Origin of the sequence: Flavobacterium lipolyticum, assembly GCF_020905335.1 — a bacterium.
In the GTDB taxonomy this organism is placed as follows: Bacteria; Bacteroidota; Bacteroidia; order Flavobacteriales; family Flavobacteriaceae; genus Flavobacterium; species Flavobacterium lipolyticum.
On record NZ_JAJJMN010000002.1, the window covers coordinates 159,257 to 179,794 of the forward strand.

The 20,538-nt window shown below is 36.2% G+C and carries 20 protein-coding genes; 5 read left to right on the forward strand and 15 right to left on the reverse strand.

What is annotated here, in order from left to right; translation table 11 throughout:
• The first annotated feature begins 1 nt into the window (after position 1).
• The 5 genes from LNQ34_RS17530 (at position 2) to LNQ34_RS17550 (ending at position 6,817) form a co-directional block, all read left to right on the forward strand.
• On the forward strand, positions 2-1,321 hold the full coding sequence (locus tag LNQ34_RS17530) for a serine hydrolase (RefSeq protein ID WP_230000649.1): 1,320 nt from the start codon (positions 2-4) through the stop codon (positions 1,319-1,321).
• 30 nt (positions 1,322-1,351) lie between these two features.
• Positions 1,352-2,206, forward strand: coding sequence for an EamA family transporter (locus LNQ34_RS17535; protein ID WP_230000650.1), 855 nt, complete (start codon positions 1,352-1,354; stop codon positions 2,204-2,206).
• A 431-nt stretch (positions 2,207-2,637) separates the two neighbouring features.
• The gene (locus LNQ34_RS17540) at positions 2,638-3,924 is read left to right on the forward strand and encodes a Glu/Leu/Phe/Val family dehydrogenase (protein WP_230000651.1); all 1,287 of its coding nucleotides are present in this window, start codon (positions 2,638-2,640) and stop codon (positions 3,922-3,924) included.
• A 159-nt stretch (positions 3,925-4,083) separates the two neighbouring features.
• Positions 4,084-5,307: a sterol desaturase family protein gene (locus LNQ34_RS17545; RefSeq protein ID WP_230000652.1), complete on the forward strand. Its 1,224-nt coding sequence runs from the start codon at positions 4,084-4,086 to the stop codon at positions 5,305-5,307.
• Positions 5,308-5,647: 340 nt separating this feature from the next.
• A complete protein-coding gene (locus tag LNQ34_RS17550; protein ID WP_230000653.1) occupies positions 5,648-6,817 on the forward strand; it encodes a hypothetical protein in 1,170 nt (389 codons plus the stop codon).
• 25 nt (positions 6,818-6,842) lie between these two features.
• On the opposite strand, the gene LNQ34_RS17555 is transcribed toward LNQ34_RS17550, so the two are convergent.
• From LNQ34_RS17555 to LNQ34_RS17625, 15 genes are all read right to left on the reverse strand, one after another.
• Positions 6,843-7,277 carry a DUF6526 family protein gene (locus tag LNQ34_RS17555; RefSeq protein WP_230000654.1) on the reverse strand — a complete coding sequence of 145 codons (435 nt, stop codon included), beginning with the start codon at positions 7,275-7,277 and terminating at the stop codon, positions 6,843-6,845.
• 107 nt (positions 7,278-7,384) lie between these two features.
• A complete protein-coding gene (locus LNQ34_RS17560) occupies positions 7,385-7,900 on the reverse strand; it encodes a DNA-deoxyinosine glycosylase (protein ID WP_230000655.1) in 516 nt (171 codons plus the stop codon).
• Positions 7,901-8,033: 133 nt separating this feature from the next.
• Positions 8,034-8,861 (reverse strand): MlaD family protein, encoded by an 828-nt coding sequence (locus LNQ34_RS17565; RefSeq protein WP_202703989.1) that lies wholly within the window; start codon positions 8,859-8,861, stop codon positions 8,034-8,036.
• A 22-nt stretch (positions 8,862-8,883) separates the two neighbouring features.
• Positions 8,884-9,663 (reverse strand): ABC transporter ATP-binding protein, encoded by a 780-nt coding sequence (locus LNQ34_RS17570; RefSeq protein ID WP_202703990.1) that lies wholly within the window; start codon positions 9,661-9,663, stop codon positions 8,884-8,886.
• A gap of 2 nt (positions 9,664-9,665) precedes the next feature.
• Positions 9,666-10,424 (reverse strand): MlaE family ABC transporter permease, encoded by a 759-nt coding sequence (locus LNQ34_RS17575; RefSeq protein WP_230000656.1) that lies wholly within the window; start codon positions 10,422-10,424, stop codon positions 9,666-9,668.
• A gap of 249 nt (positions 10,425-10,673) precedes the next feature.
• On the reverse strand, positions 10,674-11,147 hold the full coding sequence (locus tag LNQ34_RS17580; protein ID WP_230000657.1) for a DUF1440 domain-containing protein: 474 nt from the start codon (positions 11,145-11,147) through the stop codon (positions 10,674-10,676).
• A gap of 3 nt (positions 11,148-11,150) precedes the next feature.
• Positions 11,151-11,657, reverse strand: coding sequence for a DinB family protein (locus LNQ34_RS17585; protein WP_230000658.1), 507 nt, complete (start codon positions 11,655-11,657; stop codon positions 11,151-11,153).
• A gap of 13 nt (positions 11,658-11,670) precedes the next feature.
• A complete protein-coding gene (locus LNQ34_RS17590) occupies positions 11,671-12,048 on the reverse strand; it encodes a VOC family protein (protein ID WP_230000659.1) in 378 nt (125 codons plus the stop codon).
• Positions 12,049-12,137: 89 nt separating this feature from the next.
• Positions 12,138-12,350, reverse strand: coding sequence for a hypothetical protein (locus tag LNQ34_RS17595; RefSeq protein ID WP_230000660.1), 213 nt, complete (start codon positions 12,348-12,350; stop codon positions 12,138-12,140).
• A 9-nt stretch (positions 12,351-12,359) separates the two neighbouring features.
• Entirely contained in the window at positions 12,360-12,740 is a 381-nt protein-coding gene (locus LNQ34_RS17600; protein ID WP_202703995.1) for a DoxX family protein, read from the reverse strand.
• A gap of 304 nt (positions 12,741-13,044) precedes the next feature.
• Entirely contained in the window at positions 13,045-13,791 is a 747-nt protein-coding gene (locus tag LNQ34_RS17605) for a GNAT family N-acetyltransferase (RefSeq protein ID WP_230000661.1), read from the reverse strand.
• 72 nt (positions 13,792-13,863) lie between these two features.
• A complete protein-coding gene (locus LNQ34_RS17610; RefSeq protein WP_230000662.1) occupies positions 13,864-14,469 on the reverse strand; it encodes a Crp/Fnr family transcriptional regulator in 606 nt (201 codons plus the stop codon).
• Positions 14,470-14,714: 245 nt separating this feature from the next.
• A complete protein-coding gene (locus tag LNQ34_RS17615; protein WP_230000663.1) occupies positions 14,715-15,164 on the reverse strand; it encodes a hypothetical protein in 450 nt (149 codons plus the stop codon).
• A 451-nt stretch (positions 15,165-15,615) separates the two neighbouring features.
• The gene (locus LNQ34_RS17620; protein WP_230000664.1) at positions 15,616-17,034 is read right to left on the reverse strand and encodes a TolC family protein; all 1,419 of its coding nucleotides are present in this window, start codon (positions 17,032-17,034) and stop codon (positions 15,616-15,618) included.
• 325 nt (positions 17,035-17,359) lie between these two features.
• Positions 17,360-20,527: an efflux RND transporter permease subunit gene (locus tag LNQ34_RS17625; RefSeq protein WP_202704000.1), complete on the reverse strand. Its 3,168-nt coding sequence runs from the start codon at positions 20,525-20,527 to the stop codon at positions 17,360-17,362.
• Positions 20,528-20,538 lie beyond the last annotated feature (11 nt).

A 20,538-nucleotide genomic window follows, 5' to 3' on the forward strand; every position in this document is an offset into this window, starting at 1 on the left:
CATGAAATCAGGATTAACACTAATCGTATTGTTGGTATTTATGTTTGGATATTCACAAAAGGGGCTTAGTATACAATTAGAAAAATACATGGATGCACAATTTGCAGTTAATGATTTTAGCGGTACAGTATTGGTTTCTAAAAACGATTCGATACTTCTAAAAAAAGCATATGGCTTTGCGAATTATGAGTGGAAAGTAAAAAATGTAGTCGATTCAAAATTTAGCATGGCTTCAGTTTCAAAGCAATTTACGGCTGTAGCGATTTTGCAGTTAGCGGAGCATAAAAAGTTATCATTGGAGGATCAATTGAGTAAGTACTTTGTTGGTTTCCCTAAAGGTGATGTCATCACTTTAAAAATGATGTTAAGTCATAATTCAGGTTTTCAAATGGATTTTGATGAACTGTATTTGGTAAGAACAGATCTCAATAAAGATTCTGTTTGTACGTATCTGGCAAAAAAAACTTTGCTGTTTGAGCCGGGAACCAGCACAGCCTACAGTAACATTGGATACTATTTATTAGCGCGCATTGTTGAAAAAGTATCGGGACAATCTTATGAAGAGTATTTAAGGCAAAATCTGTTCGATAAAGCTAAAATGTACAATTCCGGAGTTTCTACTAGTGATACTGTAGTGGATAAAATGACTCAGTTGTATTATTTCAATGATAATAAATTAACTAAAAATCCATACATCAATTGGAATTTCAATCGTGGTCATGATGGTATATATTCAACTGTTGAAGATTTAAATTTGTGGAATAAAGCACTTTTTGATGGTCAGTCTTTGCTATCAGAGGAATCTAAGAAAAAAATGTTTACATCGTATAATGAACAGAACTTTGGTTTTGGCGTAATAATCAATCCTGTATATAATCAGGGACATCAATTAATTGCGCATGATGGTGGTTTCTTTGGGGCAATGACATCCTTTAACAAATTTACTGCCGATAAAGTTTTTATTACCGTTTTATCCAACAACCAGTCAAAATCGTATTATATCGCTTATGGCCTTGCGGGAATATGTTTTGGGAAAGAGGCAGAGCTTCCGTACAAACACATTCAGGTAGCTGGAGATGTGAAGGCTTATGATCAATATATAGGGGAGTATGAAAATATTAAAATTGTAAAGAAAGAGAACAAACTGTATTATGCGGGTTCTGCTATCGAATTGTTGCCGGAATCACAAACAAAGTTCTTTCGCTCAGATAATAATAATACGACAGTAGAATTTATTAAAAATAGTAAAGGAAAAATTATACAGTTAGAAATTAAAAAGGCTGGAATAAAAGAAACAAAAAATAGAACAAAAGGAGTTTAAGCGTTATTTTTGCATTCAAAATATAATCTTATGTTGTTTCTTATCCTCAGTATTTTGTGCAGTGTAATTGTTGGTGTAATCTTTAAAATAACGCGAAAATACAATACACATCCCACTCAAATTATTGCGTTCAATTATATTGTGGCTTTAGCACTTTGTTATTTTACTTTTAGCCCCAATTTAAATGAAGTTGATGCAAACGCGCCCTGGAACATTTACATTGCTATTGGGATATTATTGCCGATAGTCTTTTTGTTTCTGGTAGCTTCCATAAAAAAGGTGGGGATTGTAAAAACAGATACAGCCCAGCGATTGTCGTTATTCATCCCAATTTTGGCGGCCTGGTTCATCTTTAAAGAAGAATTTAATACCTATAAAATTATCGGGTTACTAATTGGTTTTCTGGCGCTTTTACTCATCTTAAAAAAGCAGCCGGATACCACAGAGAATAAATGGATTTATCCGGCGGTGGTTCTGGTAGGTTTTGGAGTTATTGATATTCTCTTCAAGCAAATCGCTCTTTATACTACTTTGCCTTATCCAACCTCTTTGTTTGTGGTGTTCTGTATCGCCTTAGCAGTAGCTTTTTTAATTGCGATCTATGAAATAGGGGCAAAAAAGAGGAAAATGGACTCTAAAAATATTCTTTTTGGTGCCTTGGTGGGGATCTTCAATTTCGGAAATATCCTGTTCTATTTAAAGGCACATAAAGCATTTGCTGAAAATCCATCAACAGTTTTTGCAGGAATGAACATGGGAGTTATTGTTTTGGGAAGTTGTGTTGGTTTGCTTTTTTTCAAAGAAAAATTATCTAAAATTAACTTTATTGGTATCTTTTTAGCTTTAATAGCCATCATTTTTATTGTTATTTCTCAGTTTAAATAAATTTTTTCAGAATGTATTGTGTTGATTAACAAGTGTTTTTTGTTGATTTTTTCATTTTACAAAAATAAACTCTACTAATTCTATAGAATTTATAAAATATATTTTATAGATTTGCAATAACAATGAAGAACTATAGTCAAAATATCATCTCATCTTTATGTGGCTTCACGATGTGTCGCATGCAGGACTATGTGATGAAATGGCGTTGATAGAGAAATTTACTTGTTATTTTTTTTTTTAGCCTTTCATGCACCAATGAAAGGCTTTTTTTAGAACTGGAAAAAAAGAAACAAAATGAGAACCAAGAGAAATACCAGTGTTATGATGCGACGCTGTTTTAGGAAAATCCTATGTTAGAGCAAGTATCCATAAACCTTAGAAAAAATTTTTGTAAAAGATAAAATATAATAACCCCAATTAAACGATATAATATGAGTGCAGAATTAATAAAACAGAACCCCTTTCAATCCATGATTGATCGTTTTAACATTGCCGCAGACATTCTTAGATTAGACGAATCGATCAGGCAAAAACTCCAGCGTCCGGAAAAGCAAATTGTCGTTAATTTTTCAATTACCCTGGACAACGGTTCTGAAAAGAACTTTGAAGGTTATCGTGTTATTCACAATACGGCTTTAGGGCCTTCAAAAGGTGGAATCCGATATGATAAGGGAGTGAACCTTGACGAAGTAAAAGCACTGGCTGCCTGGATGACCTGGAAATCGGCGGTAACCGGGATTCCGTTTGGAGGAGCAAAAGGCGGAATTATTTGTGATCCCACGACACTTTCTAAGAATGAATTAGAGAAAATAACAAGAGCTTATACCAAAGCTTTAATAGATATTTTCGGACCTGAAAAAGATGTTCCGGCTCCGGACATGGGAACGGGGCCCGATGAGATGGGATGGTTAATGGATGAGTTTTCGATACTTCATGGCAAAACAATTCACGCCGTAGTAACCGGAAAACATTTGCATTCCGGCGGTTCATTAGGCAGGGTAGAAGCAACAGGAAGAGGGGTTAGTATCATCACTTTATTAGCCCTTGAAAAATTAAAACTCAGACCTGCAAAATCTACAGTAGCCATTCAGGGTTTTGGAAATGTGGGATTGCATTCGGCCTTATTTTTATTTGAAAAAGGACTAAAAGTGGTTGCGGTTAGTGATGTTTCCGAAGCGTTTTACAATCCTGAAGGACTTAATATCCCTGAATTGATTTTGTACTACAATTTGAACAATAAAAGTATTAAAGGATATCCGAATTCAATTGCTATTAAACATGAGGATTTATTGTTGTTAGAAGTGGATGTATTGATTCCTGCTGCCACAGAAGATGTGATTACACAAAAGAATGCTAATGATATTCGCGCTAAAATTATTGTGGAAGGTGCCAACGGACCGGTTTCTTCCGATGCAGATAAAATACTACACGATAACAATGTTTTAGTGGTTCCGGATATTTTGGCTAATGCGGGTGGCGTTACAGTTTCGTACTTTGAATGGCTTCAGAATTCGCTACTGGAGTCCTGGAGAATTCATCAGATTAATACACGCTTAGAGGACATCTTAGAAAAGGGATTTGAGACGGTTTTCAGAATTGCCGCCAAACATAATGTAACGCCGCGTATTGCAGCTTATATTATTGCGTTGAAAAAGGTAGCCGACACTCAATCTGTAAAAGAAGTGGCGCTGGATACTCCGAAATTTAAGCAGAATTAAAAATTAGATTTTTAATAGTAAAGATTGTTTTCATCAATTAATAAGAAGATTTTCAGCTGAAAAGAACTTGTTGCTTGATGAAAATGTCTTTGTTTTTATAAGGATATAGAAGTACTACTGCTGTGTGTTTTTTTATAAATTAAATACGTATTTTTTAAAATGGAACATATTAATTTTCTAGCTTTCGCGATGCCTGCTTTTTTTCTCTTTCTCTTTTTAGAATACAAGCTTGCACAACGACGAAAGAGACCGGAAATTTTTAACTATGAAAGTTCAGTTTCAAATATTAGCATTGGGATTGCAGAACGGTTGATCAATTTGTTTGTGGCAGCCAGTTTTTACCAGTTGTATTATTTGATTTATGATAATTATCGATTTTTTGACATTTCGAATAGTGTTTTGGTATGGATTGCCTTAATTCTTGCCACCGATTTTGTCTGGTATTGGTACCACCGATTGGGGCATGAAGTCAATTTTTTCTGGGCAGCACACATCGTACATCATCATAGCGAAGAGTTTAATTTTACTGCGGCTGCCAGAATTACGACTTTTCAGGCCGTGATTAGAACAGGATTTTGGTGTGTACTGCCGCTTATTGGTTTTCACCCTTCTATGGTGATTACCATGCTGATTGTGCACGGAGCTTATTCTTTTTTTACGCATACACAGCTTGTTGGCAGAATAAAATGGCTGGAGTATGTTTTTGTTACGCCTTCTGTACACGGTGTGCATCACGCCTCTGATGAGAAATATCTCGATAAAAATTACGGCGATATGTTTACCTTTTGGGATCGTCTTTTCGGAACTTTTCAGGAAGAGGAAGAAAAACCAAAATACGGTTTAACACATCCACTCAAAACATATAGTTTCTTGTGGCAGCATTTTCATTACTATTTTGAGATTTACGAGCTGTGGAAGCGCTCAACAGGATTTAAAGCAAAATGGAAAGCGGTATTTGGCAGTCCCGCCCATATGGATCAGGATATTCGACCAACCTTAGAGAAACGTTTTCTACAGGACAAAGCGAATCCGCATCAAAGGCTTCGATTTAAGAATTATCTCTACATCCAGCTTGGGGTTTCTACATTGCTTTTAACGGTTTTTACGTATTGTTTTGAAGGACTAAATGTCTCGGACAAAATTTTTGTACTGTTACTTATTCTGGTAACATTAGTAAATTGTGGGGCATTATTAGAACAAAGAAGATGGATTTATTATCTGGAATACCTGAGAATTTTTATGGTAACCACTTATTTTTTATACGAAGAAAATTTGCTTTCCTTTTTCTTCATCCCGCTTGCGATTATGATTTTTGCCGAGCAATTATTTTCACTTAGTAAACATTATCAGGAAGTTGTACTGCAATTGGAAACTTCTGAATAGTATAACTAATCGCCACGAATGCACGAATTTGTATTTCAAATAATTCGTGCTTTCGTGGCGAAAAAATTCAATTATTTATCATTTTAGGGATAAATTTTTAACTTTTAAAGTTAACGAAAAAGAAACGCCCAATTCAGTTTTATTTAATTTTACTTTGCGTTAATGTATTTGACTATCAGTTTTGTATGCTGTTTTTACATTGAGTTTGTATCAATTTCAATGGTATTGGAGCCTGAAAAAAGGGCTAATTCTGATTTGGAGATTTTTTTTCAGGAGGGTTTGAAAATTTCATTTTTAAATCAGATTGGTTATATTTGAGAGTAAATTCTCAAAATATAAAATGGAAAAAAAATTAAAGCAATTCTTTGTAAAGTCTTTTTTGGTGCTGCTGTTCCTTCATTTAGGGTATTTTTTATATGGTTTTTTTACCTTTAAAGGCATTGCCAACATCAATTCCTATTTTGAATTTTACAGATTTAAATTTTATGATGATGTTTCCATTTCCCATTTTTTCATCAGCGGTTTGTTTTTATTTTTCTTCCTGATATTTTTGGTTAAAAATCACTCCCGATATCCTTATTCTTTAACCAATCTTCTTAAAACCGGTTTGGTATTACTGCTGATTTGTTTTCTGAGTTTTTCCTTTTTCATCAGTTATAGTTTTGGGCTGAATGCTAAATTAAGGAGTGAACTTCCGGAAGTTAATTTCAACAAAGACAAGGTTTTACTGAATGTTTTAAATCCGTTTTTATACAATTATACATCTTACAGTTCTGAAAAGTTGTTTAATCCGGTTCATATCTTATATCCAAAACCCTATCCTGTCACGGAAGTATTAGATAGTGTTTTAATATCAAATGGATATTACAACACAGAGAGCACGTATTACAGCATCGATACTTTGAAAGTGCTCACAACCGATTTAGATAAAGTTTCGACTGCAACTAGCAAGGTTTTGGATGAAATTGGTTTAGATAAAAAAGAACTTTCGGAGAGAATTATAGCCAAAAAAGCGATTAAAGACAGTACAGAGATCCTATTCAGAGGTGTTGAGGTACGACCTCAATATGACGATAGCATTTGTATTTTTCTCGAAAATAAATCATTGTTTAAACCGGTGGAAGGAATTGCAACAGAAAAGCAACAGTACGATGCTGCAGTACAACGTTATAAACTGCTGTACAAATACAGAAAAGACTCGTTGCAGTTGAATTTTCAGAGGCTGGATACTCTTTTGAAGAAGTATAAAATTGAGAGTAATATTGTTCCCAAAGAACTTGTCGCAGATGCTTTTTATTTTAGGGAACATCGCGATGAAGTATTGAATACGATTCGAAACAGCTTTGACCGAAAAGCATTAATAGAGAAGTTTATCACTTTTGATAAGCTTTTTTACGAACCCAACTATTTACATCCGTCAATTATTGGGATGTATTTTGGCGTGATTGTAACCGTTTGGCTGATCCTTTTTTTAGTGTATGTTTGGTTTAATCGCAGAAGTAGAGGTTAGGGAAAGTTTATCCTTTCCATTGTTTTTATACCCTGTTGTAATCTGCTCTCCAGTGCACGATGGCTTTTTTTATAACATCTCCGCTGAGATTATTTTTAAGAGCATCTTCCAAAAGCGGTAGGATTTCGTCGTCAGGAGCAAATCTCAAAGCAAAAATCTGATCGTCTGTTAGTTTGTATTCGAATTCTTCAAGCCTTTTTCCGGTAAGGCTCAAATAACGATAACGAAGTTCCAGCCTCACGATTCGGTTCTGAAGCGTCAGGGCGTAATGCTGGCGCAGCATATAGGCAAGAAAAAACAGAAATAGAAAACAAACACTTATAAACGACCAAATAAGTGTATTTTCGGTCGTACAGGCGAAGTAAATACTGCAGCCTAAGAATAGTGCTAAAATCGGATAATAAACAAAATGATGCGGGGTATAAAACCGAACATGATTGTAATAAGTTTGAATTTTCATAATGATATCGTTTTGGTTTCCGATTATGTAACAAGGCTACTCCGGAAGAGAATAGCTTATTCAAAGAAAAAATAACGCAATCAATGTTTAAATGTATTAAAAAAAAATTAATCTGTGTGAGGTGTCGATGTATTATTATGAGATGGATCAACAGAAATTTTCCACTCCTGAAGTTTAGATTCATAGCTTTTGCCTGCATTTGCCGGACTTGTTGAGGGTAGTGTAATCAAGTGATAGTTTTTTTTCAGCTGGACATATTTTTTAAAGAATGCTGCTGCTTTTTGTCCGTTAAAAAGAATGGTTGTGATTTTGGGATGTTGTTCTAAAAAGGTTTCAAAATCATTAGGGGTTTCGTTTTTAATCGCACTGTCCAAACTCCCTATCCGGTCACAATGCTGTAACACATCCCACACTGCAATGTTGTTTTTTTGCAGCAAAGCTTTTCGGGTTTCATAATCAGTAGATTGATTCTCTTTCAAAATAACAAACATAAATTTCCAGAAATTATTCTGATGGTGACCGTAATATTGATTCAGTTCCAATGATTTGGTTCCGGGCATGGTGCCCAAAATCAGAATAACAGCATCTTTGTTGGATAGGGGCGGGAAAGAAAAACTTTTCATGAAGTACTGTTTTTGTAAAGCAGTAAGGTAACCATTTTAAAAGTTACTTTTAAAGAGCCTCATTAAAATTTTGAAGACGAAATAATTTGGATTGCAGCTTGTGTTTTATTTTTCGTTTTCATTGGAGTTTTATCTATGATTTTTCTTTTCCGGAAGGTGCTTTTTTAGCGTCTTCTTCTTTTTGTTTCTCCTGTTTTTGTTTCTCTTCTTTGGCTTTTTCCTCTTTTTCTTTATTGATTTTTTCCTGTTGCTCTTCTTTTTTCTCTTTAGCTTCCTCTTTCTGTTTTTCCTTTTCCTTCTCTTTTTTTCTGAAATAACCTCTCAACAGAAAGTTATTTTTGGCAGCTTCCATATTATCGCTAAAACCTTTGGTACCGCTTTCCAGATTTGAAAGGGTATTCGAAACGCTATTGGCCATTTTATCGTCGCGAACCAGTCTGGCCAAAGCTCCGTTTCCGTTATTCATACTATGACTAAAAGTGGCAAGTTCGTCAGAAATAATGCCTACATTATCGACACTTTTTTTGACACTTTTCATGATGTCCTGCATTTCTATTCCGTCAATCGAAGCAATTGCACCGTTGTTTTCGATTATTTTTTGTGATTTTATACCAGGAGAAATAGTAAGAACCTTGTCGCCCATCAATCCGTCAGAACCAATGCTGGCGCGAGCGTCTGTTTTGATAAATTTTCTAACATCGTCTTTAATCACCATTAAAACCACTACTGACGAATCATTAATCAGTCTGATTTCTTCGACCGTACCAATGTTAATTCCCGAAAAACGTACATTGTTGCCTACTTCCAAACCGCTCACCGTTTTAAATCGGGAGCTGATGTGAAAGGTGGAGCCAAAGAGGTTTTTTTGTTTGCCTATAAAATAAATGGCCATTATAAAAAGTAACAATCCAATTGCTACAAACATTCCTAATTTCCAGGTATATCCAGATTGTTTATCCATGATTTCTACTATTTATTTTGCGTTATTCAAAAAATGAGCGTACCCATTCGTCTTCGTCTTTTTCCAGTTCTTCATAAGTCCCTTCGGCATGTATTACTCCGTCTTTTAAAACCATAATTCGGTCGGCTGTGAGTTTTGCACAAGCCATATCGTGAGTAATAATGATGGAAGTTGTTTTACGTTTGTGTTTGATATCGAGAATTAATTCGCTGATCTCACGCGAGGTTATAGTGTCTAATCCCGTTGTGGGTTCGTCGTATAAGATAATTTCCGGTTTTAAGATTAATGTTCTGGCCAGACCAATTCTTTTTTGCATTCCGCCTGATAGTTCAGACGGCATTTTATCGATCGCATCCGCCAAACCAACATTATCTAAAGCTTCCATGACTTCAGTTTCAACTTCTTCCGGCGTTAAGTTCTGTTTGTGTTTTTGTAAAGTGAAAGCCAGATTTTCGCGTACCGACATGGAGTCATACAGTGCACCGCTTTGAAATAAAAATCCAATTCGAACCCTAATCTGATTTAGCTCAGGTTTCTTCAGGTTTAATACATTTTCGTTAAAGACTTTTATTTCGCCCTGATCGGGAGTTATTAACCCCACAATACATTTTATGGTGACCGATTTTCCCGAACCGGAACGCCCAAGAATCACTAAATCTTCTCCTTTATTCACCGTTAGATTTACACCTTGCAGAACAGTATTGTTTGTACCAAAAGTCTTGTGCAAATCCCTGATCTCAATGATTGGAGTTTTGCTTTCTGCTTTAGTTTTAAGTGCTGTATTTTCTTTTTCAGTAATCATCTTTAAAAGAATAAATCGGTTATTTGAACGGCAATCATATCGAGTATAAAAATGGTAAGCGAAGCCGTTACAACTGCTGAATTTGCTGCTTTTCCCACACTTTCAGTCCCATTAGAGGCATTAAATCCTTTAAAACATCCAATCATTCCGATAAAGAATCCGAAGAAGAACGTCTTAATGGTTGCAGGAACCAGATCCAGATATTTCAGTGATTGTAAAATTTGAGTCAGATAGCGATAGAAATTAACATCACCGTGGATATTAATTCCAACGAAACCACCAATAATGCCCACAGCATCTGCAAAAATGACCAAAATGGGAACCATTAAGGTACAGGCTAAAATTCTGGTTACGACCAAATAGTTGTAAGGATTAATTGCCGAAACTTCCATCGCGTCAATTTGTTCGGTTACTTTCATCGATCCCAATTCGGCACCAATTCCTGAGGAGATTTTTCCGGCACAAATTAAAGCAGTAATTACGGGTGCAATTTCTCTTATTAAGGAAAGGGCGACCATTCCGGGCAACCAGGATTCCGCTCCAAAATTGACTAGTGTAGGACGAGATTGAAGGGTGAGTACCAGTCCCATAATAAAACCGGTTATGGCTACTAAAGGCAATGATTTATATCCAATTACATAACATTGTTTTATAAACTCTTTGGCCTCATAAGGAGGAACGAAAACTTCCTTAAAAAACTGCTTCGCAAACAAAGTTGCATTTCCTATTTCGGTGAAAGTATTTTTTAGAGAGAGAATCAAAATAATAGGTTTTTAGTATTAAATCGAAAATGAAACAACATAAATCTTAAAAGACAGTTGTAGCCTTTATGATCAAAGATTAAAGTTACTTGATAACTACAGAAGAAATCTTACATAACTTTTTTTGAAGTTTATATAATTAGCATTGTATGAGGAAAATAAAAGCAGAAAAGTTACGTTAGGGGGTGAAACAAAAAAATCCCTTTGTTTGAAAAGGGATTTTTGACGTTTTGAGTTTCAGGTTTATTGTTAAGATTGCGTCTGAAAGCTATAATATTTTCGTGTTATAAGTGCAATAGGAAGTCCGATGCAGAACATCAGAATCAATATGGAAAGGAATAACGGGAAATCTAAGTGTTTTTCGGGAAGGACAGGAAAGGTAATAGGCAGCACAATTAAATTCATAATGATCCAGACGAATATTCCATAGAGGAATCCGGAAACAATTGCACTTTTTTTGAGAAAAGGCAGATAAGGATAAATGATAAAATAAAACAGGGTGAAACTTAGTGCAATTAAGTAATGGAATCCAAGACCGAAGAGAGCCATTATCGAGCCTCCACTGTAGGCTTCTTTTTTAAAAACACCACTTGCAATGGATTGTAGCAGTTTTATGGCAGTGGTTTTTTGGAGTATAAAAGCATAAACTGTAATTGCTGCCGTCACGTCTAATGTTCCTGCAACGAGCCAGGCAGTTAAAATGGTTTTGGTTTTGGATTTCATAGGTTAGTTTTTTACAACATTATAAATGTTTTTCAATTGATTTAAATGTCTTTTGGCATGCACGTTACAAAAAAATAATAATTCGTAGATCGTTAAATTTCCAATACCCGGTATTTCAAAATCCATACAGGTGAGTGTTAAATCATAATTTTCGGCAATATGCTGCATTTCTTTTTCAATTCTTTGAAGACTTGAAATCAGCTCCGTTTTATCATACTCGCGGTCTTCCGGATATATAAAATCAGGGGAGTCATACTTGGTACTGAAATCGAGAAATATCCCTTGAAGCGCTGGAATTTTTTCATCATAGTTTGCTGCTAGTTTTTGGGTATTAGCCTCGCAAACCTGACGCAGTCCTGAGGTCGATTTTATAATATGACGGGCAACCTGTCCGGCTGTCCAGCTACCTTCAAACGGTACTTGATTGACTTCGCTTTGCGTAAAAAGAGAAACAGTATCGGAAAATTGTCCGAAAGTCGTCTCGATATCTTGTTTTAATTCTGTTTTCATAATTTTTTGTTTTTTACTCTATTATAGAAGTGATCCACCAGACATTTCCAAACGGGTCAGTAACACCGCAAGTTCTGCCGTACTCTTTATTGCTGACTCCCATTATGCTCGTAGCACCATTTTCTAATGCTTTTTTATAGGTTTCGTCCACGTTGGGTACATACACAAATAGGTTAGCGGTTTGTCTTGACCAGTCTTCAACTACGTCTGTAACCATGATAGTACTTCCGGTTATGATAATTTCTGCATGCATAACCGTTCCGTCTTCGCGTAGTACATGATCGGAAGAAGTTGTTGCATCAAAGACTTTTTGAGTAAATGCTATAAATTGCGATGCGCCATTTAAAATCAAATAAGGCATTATGGTCTGATGTCCGGATGGTAAATTCATTTGGTTAGATTTGAAGGTTGATAGTGTTTCAAATTTACAAATTTTATCAATAAAACTTTATCAATCAGCTTTTTGTCGTTTTTTCGGACTCACAAAAGAACTTCACAATGAAAGCCATAGGAATCAAGAAGTTCTATTATTCTTTGATTTGAAATTGACGGTGCATGAACGCGTAAAATTCTATCACAATCCTCCAAATCAAAATTAATACTACTGTTTGGAAAATGTTCAAGAAGTTTCTCCACAATCAGTAGAGATTGCCCGATTTCCTGAACATTTGTTTTATAAACTTCTATCATCATTTCAGGAGGTTATAAAGCGATGTTTTTATAACGCTCTATTTTATGATAATAAACGTAAGAAATCGCCAGAATTACTAAAAAGATTAAAGGAAAGAAGGCCTGGAAATTGATGCCGTCTACTGCAGCGTGACTGATGGAAGCAAAAATAAAGTCGAAGCCAAAACCAGCGTAAGCCCATTCTTTTATGTTTTTTGGAATGGAAGGAATCACCAGGACTAAAACACCAAGAATTTTAAAGACAACTAAGGCATTTCCGAAATACTCAGGATAGCCCAAATGTCTGATTCCTTCTTTTGCTAATTCGGTTTGTGAAGTTAAGGCCGGCATTACACCTTCGAATAAAAAGATAATAGTAGTAGTGATCCAAAAGATAATTTTTGCTTTTTTCATGGGATAGTTTTTAAATGGTTGTTAATTAATTCATTACAAACTTACAATTCTTATCTTTTGAACAGACTACACATTTACGACTATTTTAGGGGCATTTGGGACAGAGAAGGGGATTTGTGATTTTAGATTTATGATTTTAGATTTTAGAGTTTAGATTTTAGAGTTTAGATTTTAGAGCCAAGAGGCAAGAGTCAAGAATATAGAATAAAGAATAAAGAGAATAGATTTTGAAACTTGAAACTTGACTCTTGACTCTTTCTTCTTTACTCTTGAAACTTGAAACCTGAAACCTGGAGTTTGGAATTTAAGATTTGGAATTTGCTCCCAAAACATAGTTTTTAATGACAAATAAGTCTTCGAAACCTAATCTCGTGTAGATGTCTTTTCCCATGGCAGAAGCTTGTAACTGCACGTAATCCCCATTTAAATCGATGGAGAGATTTAACGCATATTTCATGATTTCTTCAGCAAAACCTTTTCGGCGCATTTCGGGAATTACTCCTAAACCATGAATTCCAATTGTATTTTGAGTTTGAAACAGCATAAAAGTTCCAATAGGTTGATTGTCTAAAGAAACCAGGTAAAACTGAACATCGTGATGATTATGAATCAGGATTTCTTTGCTAATCACATAACCAAAAGCATGAGGATACAGATCTGCCCATATTTTAGCGTCCTGTTCAGTGGAAACTCTTTTAAAACTCAGATTGTTTTGAAGTGCAAATTTCTGATCTAATTTTAAAGCCATCGCAACCTGCTCACTTTTTAATGAGAAACCATAGGCATCTAGTATTTGATACGATTTTGTTCCGTAGATATCCCAATAAGCGAAGGCTAATTCTGAATTGGCCTGCATGCTTTTAGTAATTTCACCGATGTCATTTTTAGAGATATCTTTTTGAAACCACAATTTATTAGGCCAGCCTGAATTTTCGACTTTGCTATATTCAAAAAGAGGAGTTGCACGGTAGGATAGGAAAGAGGAACTAACCGTTTTCCACATTCCGGTAAGATTATTTAAGTTGTCTTCGATTAAGTTTATATTTTCCATTTGAATATTATTTATAAGAATACAAGACAAAGATACTTCCGGCTTTTATAGGAAACCTTTACATATGTTGATTTACAAATCTTTTTCGAGATTTTTTCGGATACGGCTTAGCTGAGTAGGGGTAATCCCTAAATGGGAGGCGATGTGAAGTAAGGGAATGCGGTCTGCAATATCCGGATGTTTGGATAGAAGATTTAGGTATCTCTCGGTAGCATTTTGCATGACTAAAGCAATTTCGCGTTGTTCCTTTTCGATGACCCAGTTTTTTTCCAAATAGGCAATGTAATAATTTTTGAGATCGTTATTCTGTTCAATCAGCGCTCGGTATTTTTTGTAGTTAAGCTGAATCAGGATAGAATCTTCGAGGGCTTCTATGGTGAAGTGAGAAGCAGTTTGCTGCAGTAAAGAAGCCTTTGAACCGGCAAAATCACCTTCAAGAAAAATATTTTTGTTATAGAGGGTACCCGCCGCATCGGTGATATAAGCCCGTAAAGCGCCTTTGATTATAAAATATATTTCCTTTGCAATTTGTCCGTTTTGAAGTAAAATGTCTCCTTTTTTAATAGATTGAATTTCAGTAATACCTGCAATCAATTCCCAGGAAGATTCTGAAATAGGAGCGTAGCCTTCGAATTTTATTTTTAAATCGTCGAGGTACTTATTTTGATTGATTGACATTTTGATTGAAGTTTTACCTATCAAAAATAAAGAAAAATTACGGATTATATAGTACGTGGATGACGCGGATTCGCTATCGCGAAGACACGGATTTTTACTGATTTTTTTATTCTCCTTTTTGTCATTTTGTAGAACGAGGAGTAACCATTGTGAGAAAAAAAACCGCTAAAAACGTAAAAGTTATTTAGCGGTTTAATTGAGAAGTTTTTTTTACTGTTTTGGTCTAAATCCCTTTATTTCAGATTTTAATCGGCGTAGTGATAAATACTTTTTTTAATGGTATCTTTTATTTTTTCAAGTGTTACTTCAGTCACACCGCCTTCATAATTCATACTAATAAGGACTTTATCTTTGATGATTTCGTAGTCAATTGAGATCAATCCATTTTTATTCACCGGTACAGATTTGCTTTCGTTTGGGATGGAACTTAAAAAATAAGCAGATTCTTCAACCTCTTTATTTTGGATAATATTTTGATAGACCTGAGCAAGATCTGTGTCTTTTAAGATACATTCTCTTCCGGATCCCATTTCTACTTCAACATCCTTACAATCTTCTTTTTTCTCTGCTTCTTTTTTTACAGCAGGGCTTGTTTTTACCGGTTCTTTTACTGCTTTTGCTTCTTTCTCTGAATTGTTTTCTTTGCAGTTTGTAAATAGTAATGCTAAAATTGCAAGGCATGCGATTTTTTTCATGGGATTTAATGTATTGATTAAGAGGTTTGTTTTATTAATATTCGATACGATATTCATTCTTTGGAGCCATTTTTCGAAGGCTTGACAATATCAAAAGTAAGAAATATTGCGGATTATTGGGTACGCGGATGACGCAGATTCGCTACCGCGAAGACACGGATTGACGCGGATTTTTTCTCACAATAGTGACTCACAATCTTTTATGCGCAATCTTGTCATCCTGACGAAGGAAGGATCACACGCGAGATTCGACAAAGATTGGCGACATTCTGTACGGAGTTACTTGTGTGATCCTTCCTTCGTCAGGATGACAAAAATGAGAATAAAAAAATCAGTGTTAGTCCGCGCTTCCGCAAGGCGGATCCGCCGCATCCGCGTGCCATAAAAAAACGCCATGAAACTATAAGTCTCACAGCGTTCTCCTCTCAAAAAAATAAATAATTAACGGGTATTATTTCCAGCCACCACCTAAAGCACGATACAACTCGGTATTGGCAGATAGTTGTTCTCTTTTTATGTTGGCGAGTTCTAGTTCACTTTGTAACAAATTAGATTGCGCAGTAAGCACTTCAAGATATTCCGCCATACCATTTTTGAATAACAAATTGGCATTTTTTATGGCTTGCTGTAGCGTTTTTACACGTTGTTGCAAAAAGGATTCCTGTTGTTGCAATTTCTCTACTTTTACCAAAGCATCAGATACCTCACTAACCGCTACTAAAACAGATTGTCTAAAATTCAGAACCGCTTTTTCCCTTTCGGCAACGGCGATATGGTATTGTGTTTTTACTTTTTTATTATTCAGCAAAGGCTGTGTCAATCCTCCTGCAAGAGTTCCGAACAAAGAGGCCGGAATATTGAACCAATTGCTGGCTTCGAAGGAGTTTACACCACCCTGAGCTGTAATTCTAAGTGCCGGATACAAATTGGCTTTTGTAATTCCTACGCTGGCATTCGCGGCTTTAAGAGCTAGTTCGGCGCTTTTTACATCCGGTCTGCGGCTTACTAACGAAGATGGAATTCCGATCGAATTATTGTTTTTAACTTCTAAAGCCCCCAAACGAATACTTCTTTGTTTGGAATCCGGAAAAGAGCCTGTCAGAACACTCAAAGCATTTTCCTGAATCGCAATGTTTTGTTCCAATAGCGGAATCAGTTGCGCGGCGTTTAATTTTTGTGCTTCCGATTGTTGAATCGCCAATGAAGTGACCTGACCGGCATCGTATTTTAATTTGATAATAGAGGTGGTACTATCATTTAATTTTAGATTTTGTCGGGCAATATCCAACTGTGCGTCCAGCATTAAAAGATTGTAATATCCCTTAGAAACATTAGCAACAATGGTAGTCTGTAAAGCTTTTTTAACTTCTTCTGACTGCAGATAACCCGCAAAAGCTTCTTTTTTCTGGTTCTTTATTTTTCCCCAAATATCGGCTTCCCATGAAAGTGTCGCTCCGGCGGTGAAGTCATTAATATGATTCTGACCCAATGCCTGACCTAAATTCTTTCCGGTAAAACTATTGTCTGATGGATTGCTGGTACTTGCCGCTACCGATAAATTGACTTCAGGGACATTTCCCCATTTGGACTGTGTGAATCGGTAATGTGCAATCTCGATATTTTTAGTCGCAATTTGCAGGTCGTTGTTTCGGGCAACCGCGCTGTCTATTAACTGAATAACATCTTTTTCGGTAAAGAAGTTTTTCCACTCCGTATCTCCAATACTTGTCGTATCTTTTGAAACCGATACACTCCTGAAATTTTCAGGAAATGCATCTTTTGGAGTTTCAATATCCTTCGAAACCTTACAGGATATTACTGTGGTGATCAAAATAGCGATCATCACGATTTTGGTTATATGATTTTTCATTGTTTTTTTATTAGATTTTTGTACTCTTTGGATGTAATTTTTTAAACACATAGAAACATAGTTTTTATAAACTTAAAAGAGGCGTTTCACTAATTTAAATGCACATAGCTTGTCTATGTGTGGAAATCAGTTTCTTCTAATTTCTTTTTTGTGGCATAAAGTTCTATGTCTCTATGTATTAAAATTTATTTTTTAATATCTCCGGGAGCTTAAATTTCTGTACAAGTATCTTTTCTGCTTTCAAGATCTCTTGAAATTTTATAGGAGATGTATCCGATGCCAATGATAATGGCTACGAGTACGGTTGTGATATAGTTTTCCATTTTTATTTTTCTTCGTTATGAATTACGGCTACCGGTTTTCCGGAAACCTTTTCTTGTAAATATTGGAAGATGACGAATAATACCGGGATGATAAACAATCCTAGAATTACCCCTGAAATCATACCTCCTGCGGCACCAATACTAATCGAATGGTTACCTTGTGCTGATGGTCCTTTGGCACTCATCATTGGAATTAATCCCACAACAAAAGCGAGTGACGTCATGATAATTGGTCGCAAACGCAGTTTTGCAGCATCTATTGAGGCCATCACCAATGCCTGACCGGATTTTCTTTTCTGAACGGCAAACTCCACAATCAGAATGGCATTTTTAGCGAGCAGTCCGATTAACATTACCAAAGCAACCTGTACATAAATGTTGTTTTGAATTCCGGTGAAACCAATAGCCACAAATACTCCAAAAATACCTGCAGGAATAGAAAAGATTACCGCCAAAGGCAAAATGTAACTTTCGTACTGTGCAGCAAGTAAGAAATAGATGAATATCAAACACAGTAAGAATATCGTTGCGGATTGTCCTCCTGAAGAAATCTCTTCACGGGTTTGTCCCGAAAATTCAAAACTATAACCTGCAGGTAAATGTTGTGCAGCAACTTCTTCTATGGCTTTAATGGCATCCCCCGAACTAAATCCAGGTTTAGGAATGGCATTTATCGAAATCGAATTAAACAAATTATACCTGGAAGCTGTTTCAGAACCATAAATACGGCTTAGTTTCACCAAAGTATTTATTGGAACCATTTCTCCGGTTTTGTTTTTTACAAAAACACGGTCAATAGAAGATGGGTCAGCTCTGTCGGCAATATCTGCCTGAACAACTACTCTGTAATATTTACCAAATCGGTTAAAGTCAGAAGCTTGTGCGCTACCAAAATAGGTTTGCATCGTCTGTAAAATGTCTTTTACATTTACCCCCAGCTGATTGGCTTTTTCGTCATTAATATCCAGTTGCAATTGCGGATAATCGGCTTTGAAACTCGTAAAGGCCATAGCAATCTCCGGACGTTTCATCAATTCTCCGATAAAGCTTTGAGAGACACCGCTAAACTTATCCAGTTTACCTCCGGTTTTATCCTGTAGCACCAAATCTAAAGCTTCAACGTTACTAAATCCGGGAACAGTTGGGAAACTAAAGACGAAGAAACTTCCGCCTGTAATGGTCCCTAATTTTCCTTGCACATCGGCCATTATTTCGTCGATTCCTTTGATTTTTCCGCGCTCTTCATCCGGTTTAAGCAAAACAAAAATAACTGCTGACGATGGGCTTGTAGAATTCGTTAATAAATTGAATCCTGAGATTGCTGTTACAAATCGTGATGATTCGTCGTTTCTTAGTAAATTCTCTGCCTGTGTCATTACTTTTTGTGTTCCGTCAAGAGAAGTCCCTGAAGGAGTATTTACCGCAATCGCTATAAATCCCTGATCTTCCGTTGGAATAAATCCTGTTGGAGTCGTTTTTACCAACAGAATGGTTGCTGCTGTAATTAAGGCCAGACCACCTAAGCTTAACCATTTGCGGCGAATTAAAAATTTAATACCACCTACATAACGATTAGTCAAAGATTCGAAGCTGCTGTTGAATGCGGTAAAGAACTTTTCTTTAAATCCTTTTTTAGCGAAAGCTTCATTTTCGTTTCCTTGTGCACCGTGATTATCTTTTAAGAATAAGGCAGCAAGCGCCGGGCTTAAAGTCAAGGCATTCACAGCCGAAATTACAATTGCAATCGCCATCGTAAAGGCAAACTGACGATAGAAAACTCCCGTAGAGCCTTCCATAAAACCTACCGGCAGGAATACAGCAGCCATTACCAGCGTAATCGAGATAATAGCACCCGTTATTTCGTGCATTGCTTCATGCGTGGCTACTTTTGGAGACAAATGTTTGTGCTCCATTTTGGCATGCACGGCTTCGACGACTACAATCGCATCATCTACTACAATACCAATCGCCAGAATTAAAGCGAAAAGCGTTAGAAGATTGATCGAAAATCCGAATAACTGCATGAAGAAGAACGTTCCTAAAATTGCTACAGGTACAGCAATAGCCGGGATTAATGTTGATCTAAAATCTTGCAGGAATATAAATACTACAATGAATACTAATATAAATGCTTCGATTAAAGTATGTTCTACCTGTTCTATCGATTGATCCAGCGATACTTTGGTACTATAGAAAATATTTTGTTTGATCCCTTTTGGAAAATCTTTAGAAGCTTTCTCCATCAGTTTGTTAATCGCGATCTGAATGTCATTGGAGTTTGAACCTGCCAATTGAATAATACCGATTACAACTCCTTTTTTACCATTCAAACGCGTTAAACTGTTGTACGAATAAGCACCAAGTTCCACTCTTGCAACGTCTTTTAAGCGAAGTACCGAACCATCTGCATTAGAGCGAATAGCAATATTTTCATATTCTTCCGGTTTGGTTAGTTTTCCTTTGTATTTGATTACATATTCGAAAACTTCTGTACTTCTTTCTCCAAATTTACCTGGAGCCGCTTCCAAACTTTTGTCCTGAATAGCACTCATGATTTCGTTTGGCGTCACTTTGTAAGTTGACATTTGTGTCGGATTCAGCCAAACACGCATCGAGTAATCTTTTACACCTCCAAAAATACTGGCCGATCCTACTCCCGGAATACGTTTAATCTCCGGAATGATATTGATTTGGGCATAATTGGCCACAAACGTCTGATCGTATTTCGATTCATCCTCGGTGTACATACCGATGGCCATAATGAAACTGTTTTGTTGTTTCGCAGTGATCACCCCTTGCTGTACCACTTCGGCAGGCAATTGACTGGTCGCCTGAGCCACCCTGTTTTGTACGTTTACGGCTGCCTGATCGGCATCGGTACCTAATTTAAAGAAAACAGTAATGGCTAACGATCCGTCGTTACTGGCCGTAGAGCTCATGTAAGTCATATTCTCAACCCCATTGATAGATTCTTCTAAAGAGGGCGCTACCGAACGTAAAACCGTTTCGGCATTAGCTCCCGGATAAACCGCCGTTACCAAAACCGATGGCGGTGCAATATCAGGAAACTGTTGTAAAGGCAATTTCGTAAGTCCAAGTACCCCCAGAATCACCAATAAAATGGAGATTACGGTTGCCAGTACAGGTCTTTGTATAAATATTTTGAACATTTGCGTGTAAA

Bases quoted from the DNA above. Each gene is read 5' to 3' on its own strand.
- LNQ34_RS17600 (WP_202703995.1), bottom strand. From the start codon at position 12,740: ATGAAAAAAGCAAAAATTATCTTTTGGATCACTACTACTATTATCTTT.
- LNQ34_RS17555 (WP_230000654.1), bottom strand. From the start codon at position 7,277: ATGAAAATTCAAACTTATTACAATCATGTTCGGTTTTATACCCCGCAT.
- LNQ34_RS17540 (WP_230000651.1), top strand. From the start codon at position 2,638: ATGAGTGCAGAATTAATAAAACAGAACCCCTTTCAATCCATGATTGAT.
- LNQ34_RS17605 (WP_230000661.1), bottom strand. From the start codon at position 13,791: ATGGAAAATATAAACTTAATCGAAGACAACTTAAATAATCTTACCGGA.
- LNQ34_RS17615 (WP_230000663.1), bottom strand. From the start codon at position 15,164: ATGAAAAAAATCGCATGCCTTGCAATTTTAGCATTACTATTTACAAAC.
- LNQ34_RS17620 (WP_230000664.1), bottom strand. From the start codon at position 17,034: ATGAAAAATCATATAACCAAAATCGTGATGATCGCTATTTTGATCACC.
- LNQ34_RS17545 (WP_230000652.1), top strand. From the start codon at position 4,084: ATGGAACATATTAATTTTCTAGCTTTCGCGATGCCTGCTTTTTTTCTC.
- LNQ34_RS17550 (WP_230000653.1), top strand. From the start codon at position 5,648: ATGGAAAAAAAATTAAAGCAATTCTTTGTAAAGTCTTTTTTGGTGCTG.
- LNQ34_RS17530 (WP_230000649.1), top strand. From the start codon at position 2: ATGAAATCAGGATTAACACTAATCGTATTGTTGGTATTTATGTTTGGA.
- LNQ34_RS17580 (WP_230000657.1), bottom strand. From the start codon at position 11,147: ATGAAATCCAAAACCAAAACCATTTTAACTGCCTGGCTCGTTGCAGGA.
- LNQ34_RS17610 (WP_230000662.1), bottom strand. From the start codon at position 14,469: ATGTCAATCAATCAAAATAAGTACCTCGACGATTTAAAAATAAAATTC.
- LNQ34_RS17565 (WP_202703989.1), bottom strand. From the start codon at position 8,861: ATGGATAAACAATCTGGATATACCTGGAAATTAGGAATGTTTGTAGCA.
- LNQ34_RS17560 (WP_230000655.1), bottom strand. From the start codon at position 7,900: ATGAAAAGTTTTTCTTTCCCGCCCCTATCCAACAAAGATGCTGTTATT.
- LNQ34_RS17585 (WP_230000658.1), bottom strand. From the start codon at position 11,657: ATGAAAACAGAATTAAAACAAGATATCGAGACGACTTTCGGACAATTT.
- LNQ34_RS17570 (WP_202703990.1), bottom strand. From the start codon at position 9,663: ATGATTACTGAAAAAGAAAATACAGCACTTAAAACTAAAGCAGAAAGC.
- LNQ34_RS17625 (WP_202704000.1), bottom strand. From the start codon at position 20,527: ATGTTCAAAATATTTATACAAAGACCTGTACTGGCAACCGTAATCTCC.
- LNQ34_RS17595 (WP_230000660.1), bottom strand. From the start codon at position 12,350: ATGATGATAGAAGTTTATAAAACAAATGTTCAGGAAATCGGGCAATCT.
- LNQ34_RS17590 (WP_230000659.1), bottom strand. From the start codon at position 12,048: ATGAATTTACCATCCGGACATCAGACCATAATGCCTTATTTGATTTTA.
- LNQ34_RS17535 (WP_230000650.1), top strand. From the start codon at position 1,352: ATGTTGTTTCTTATCCTCAGTATTTTGTGCAGTGTAATTGTTGGTGTA.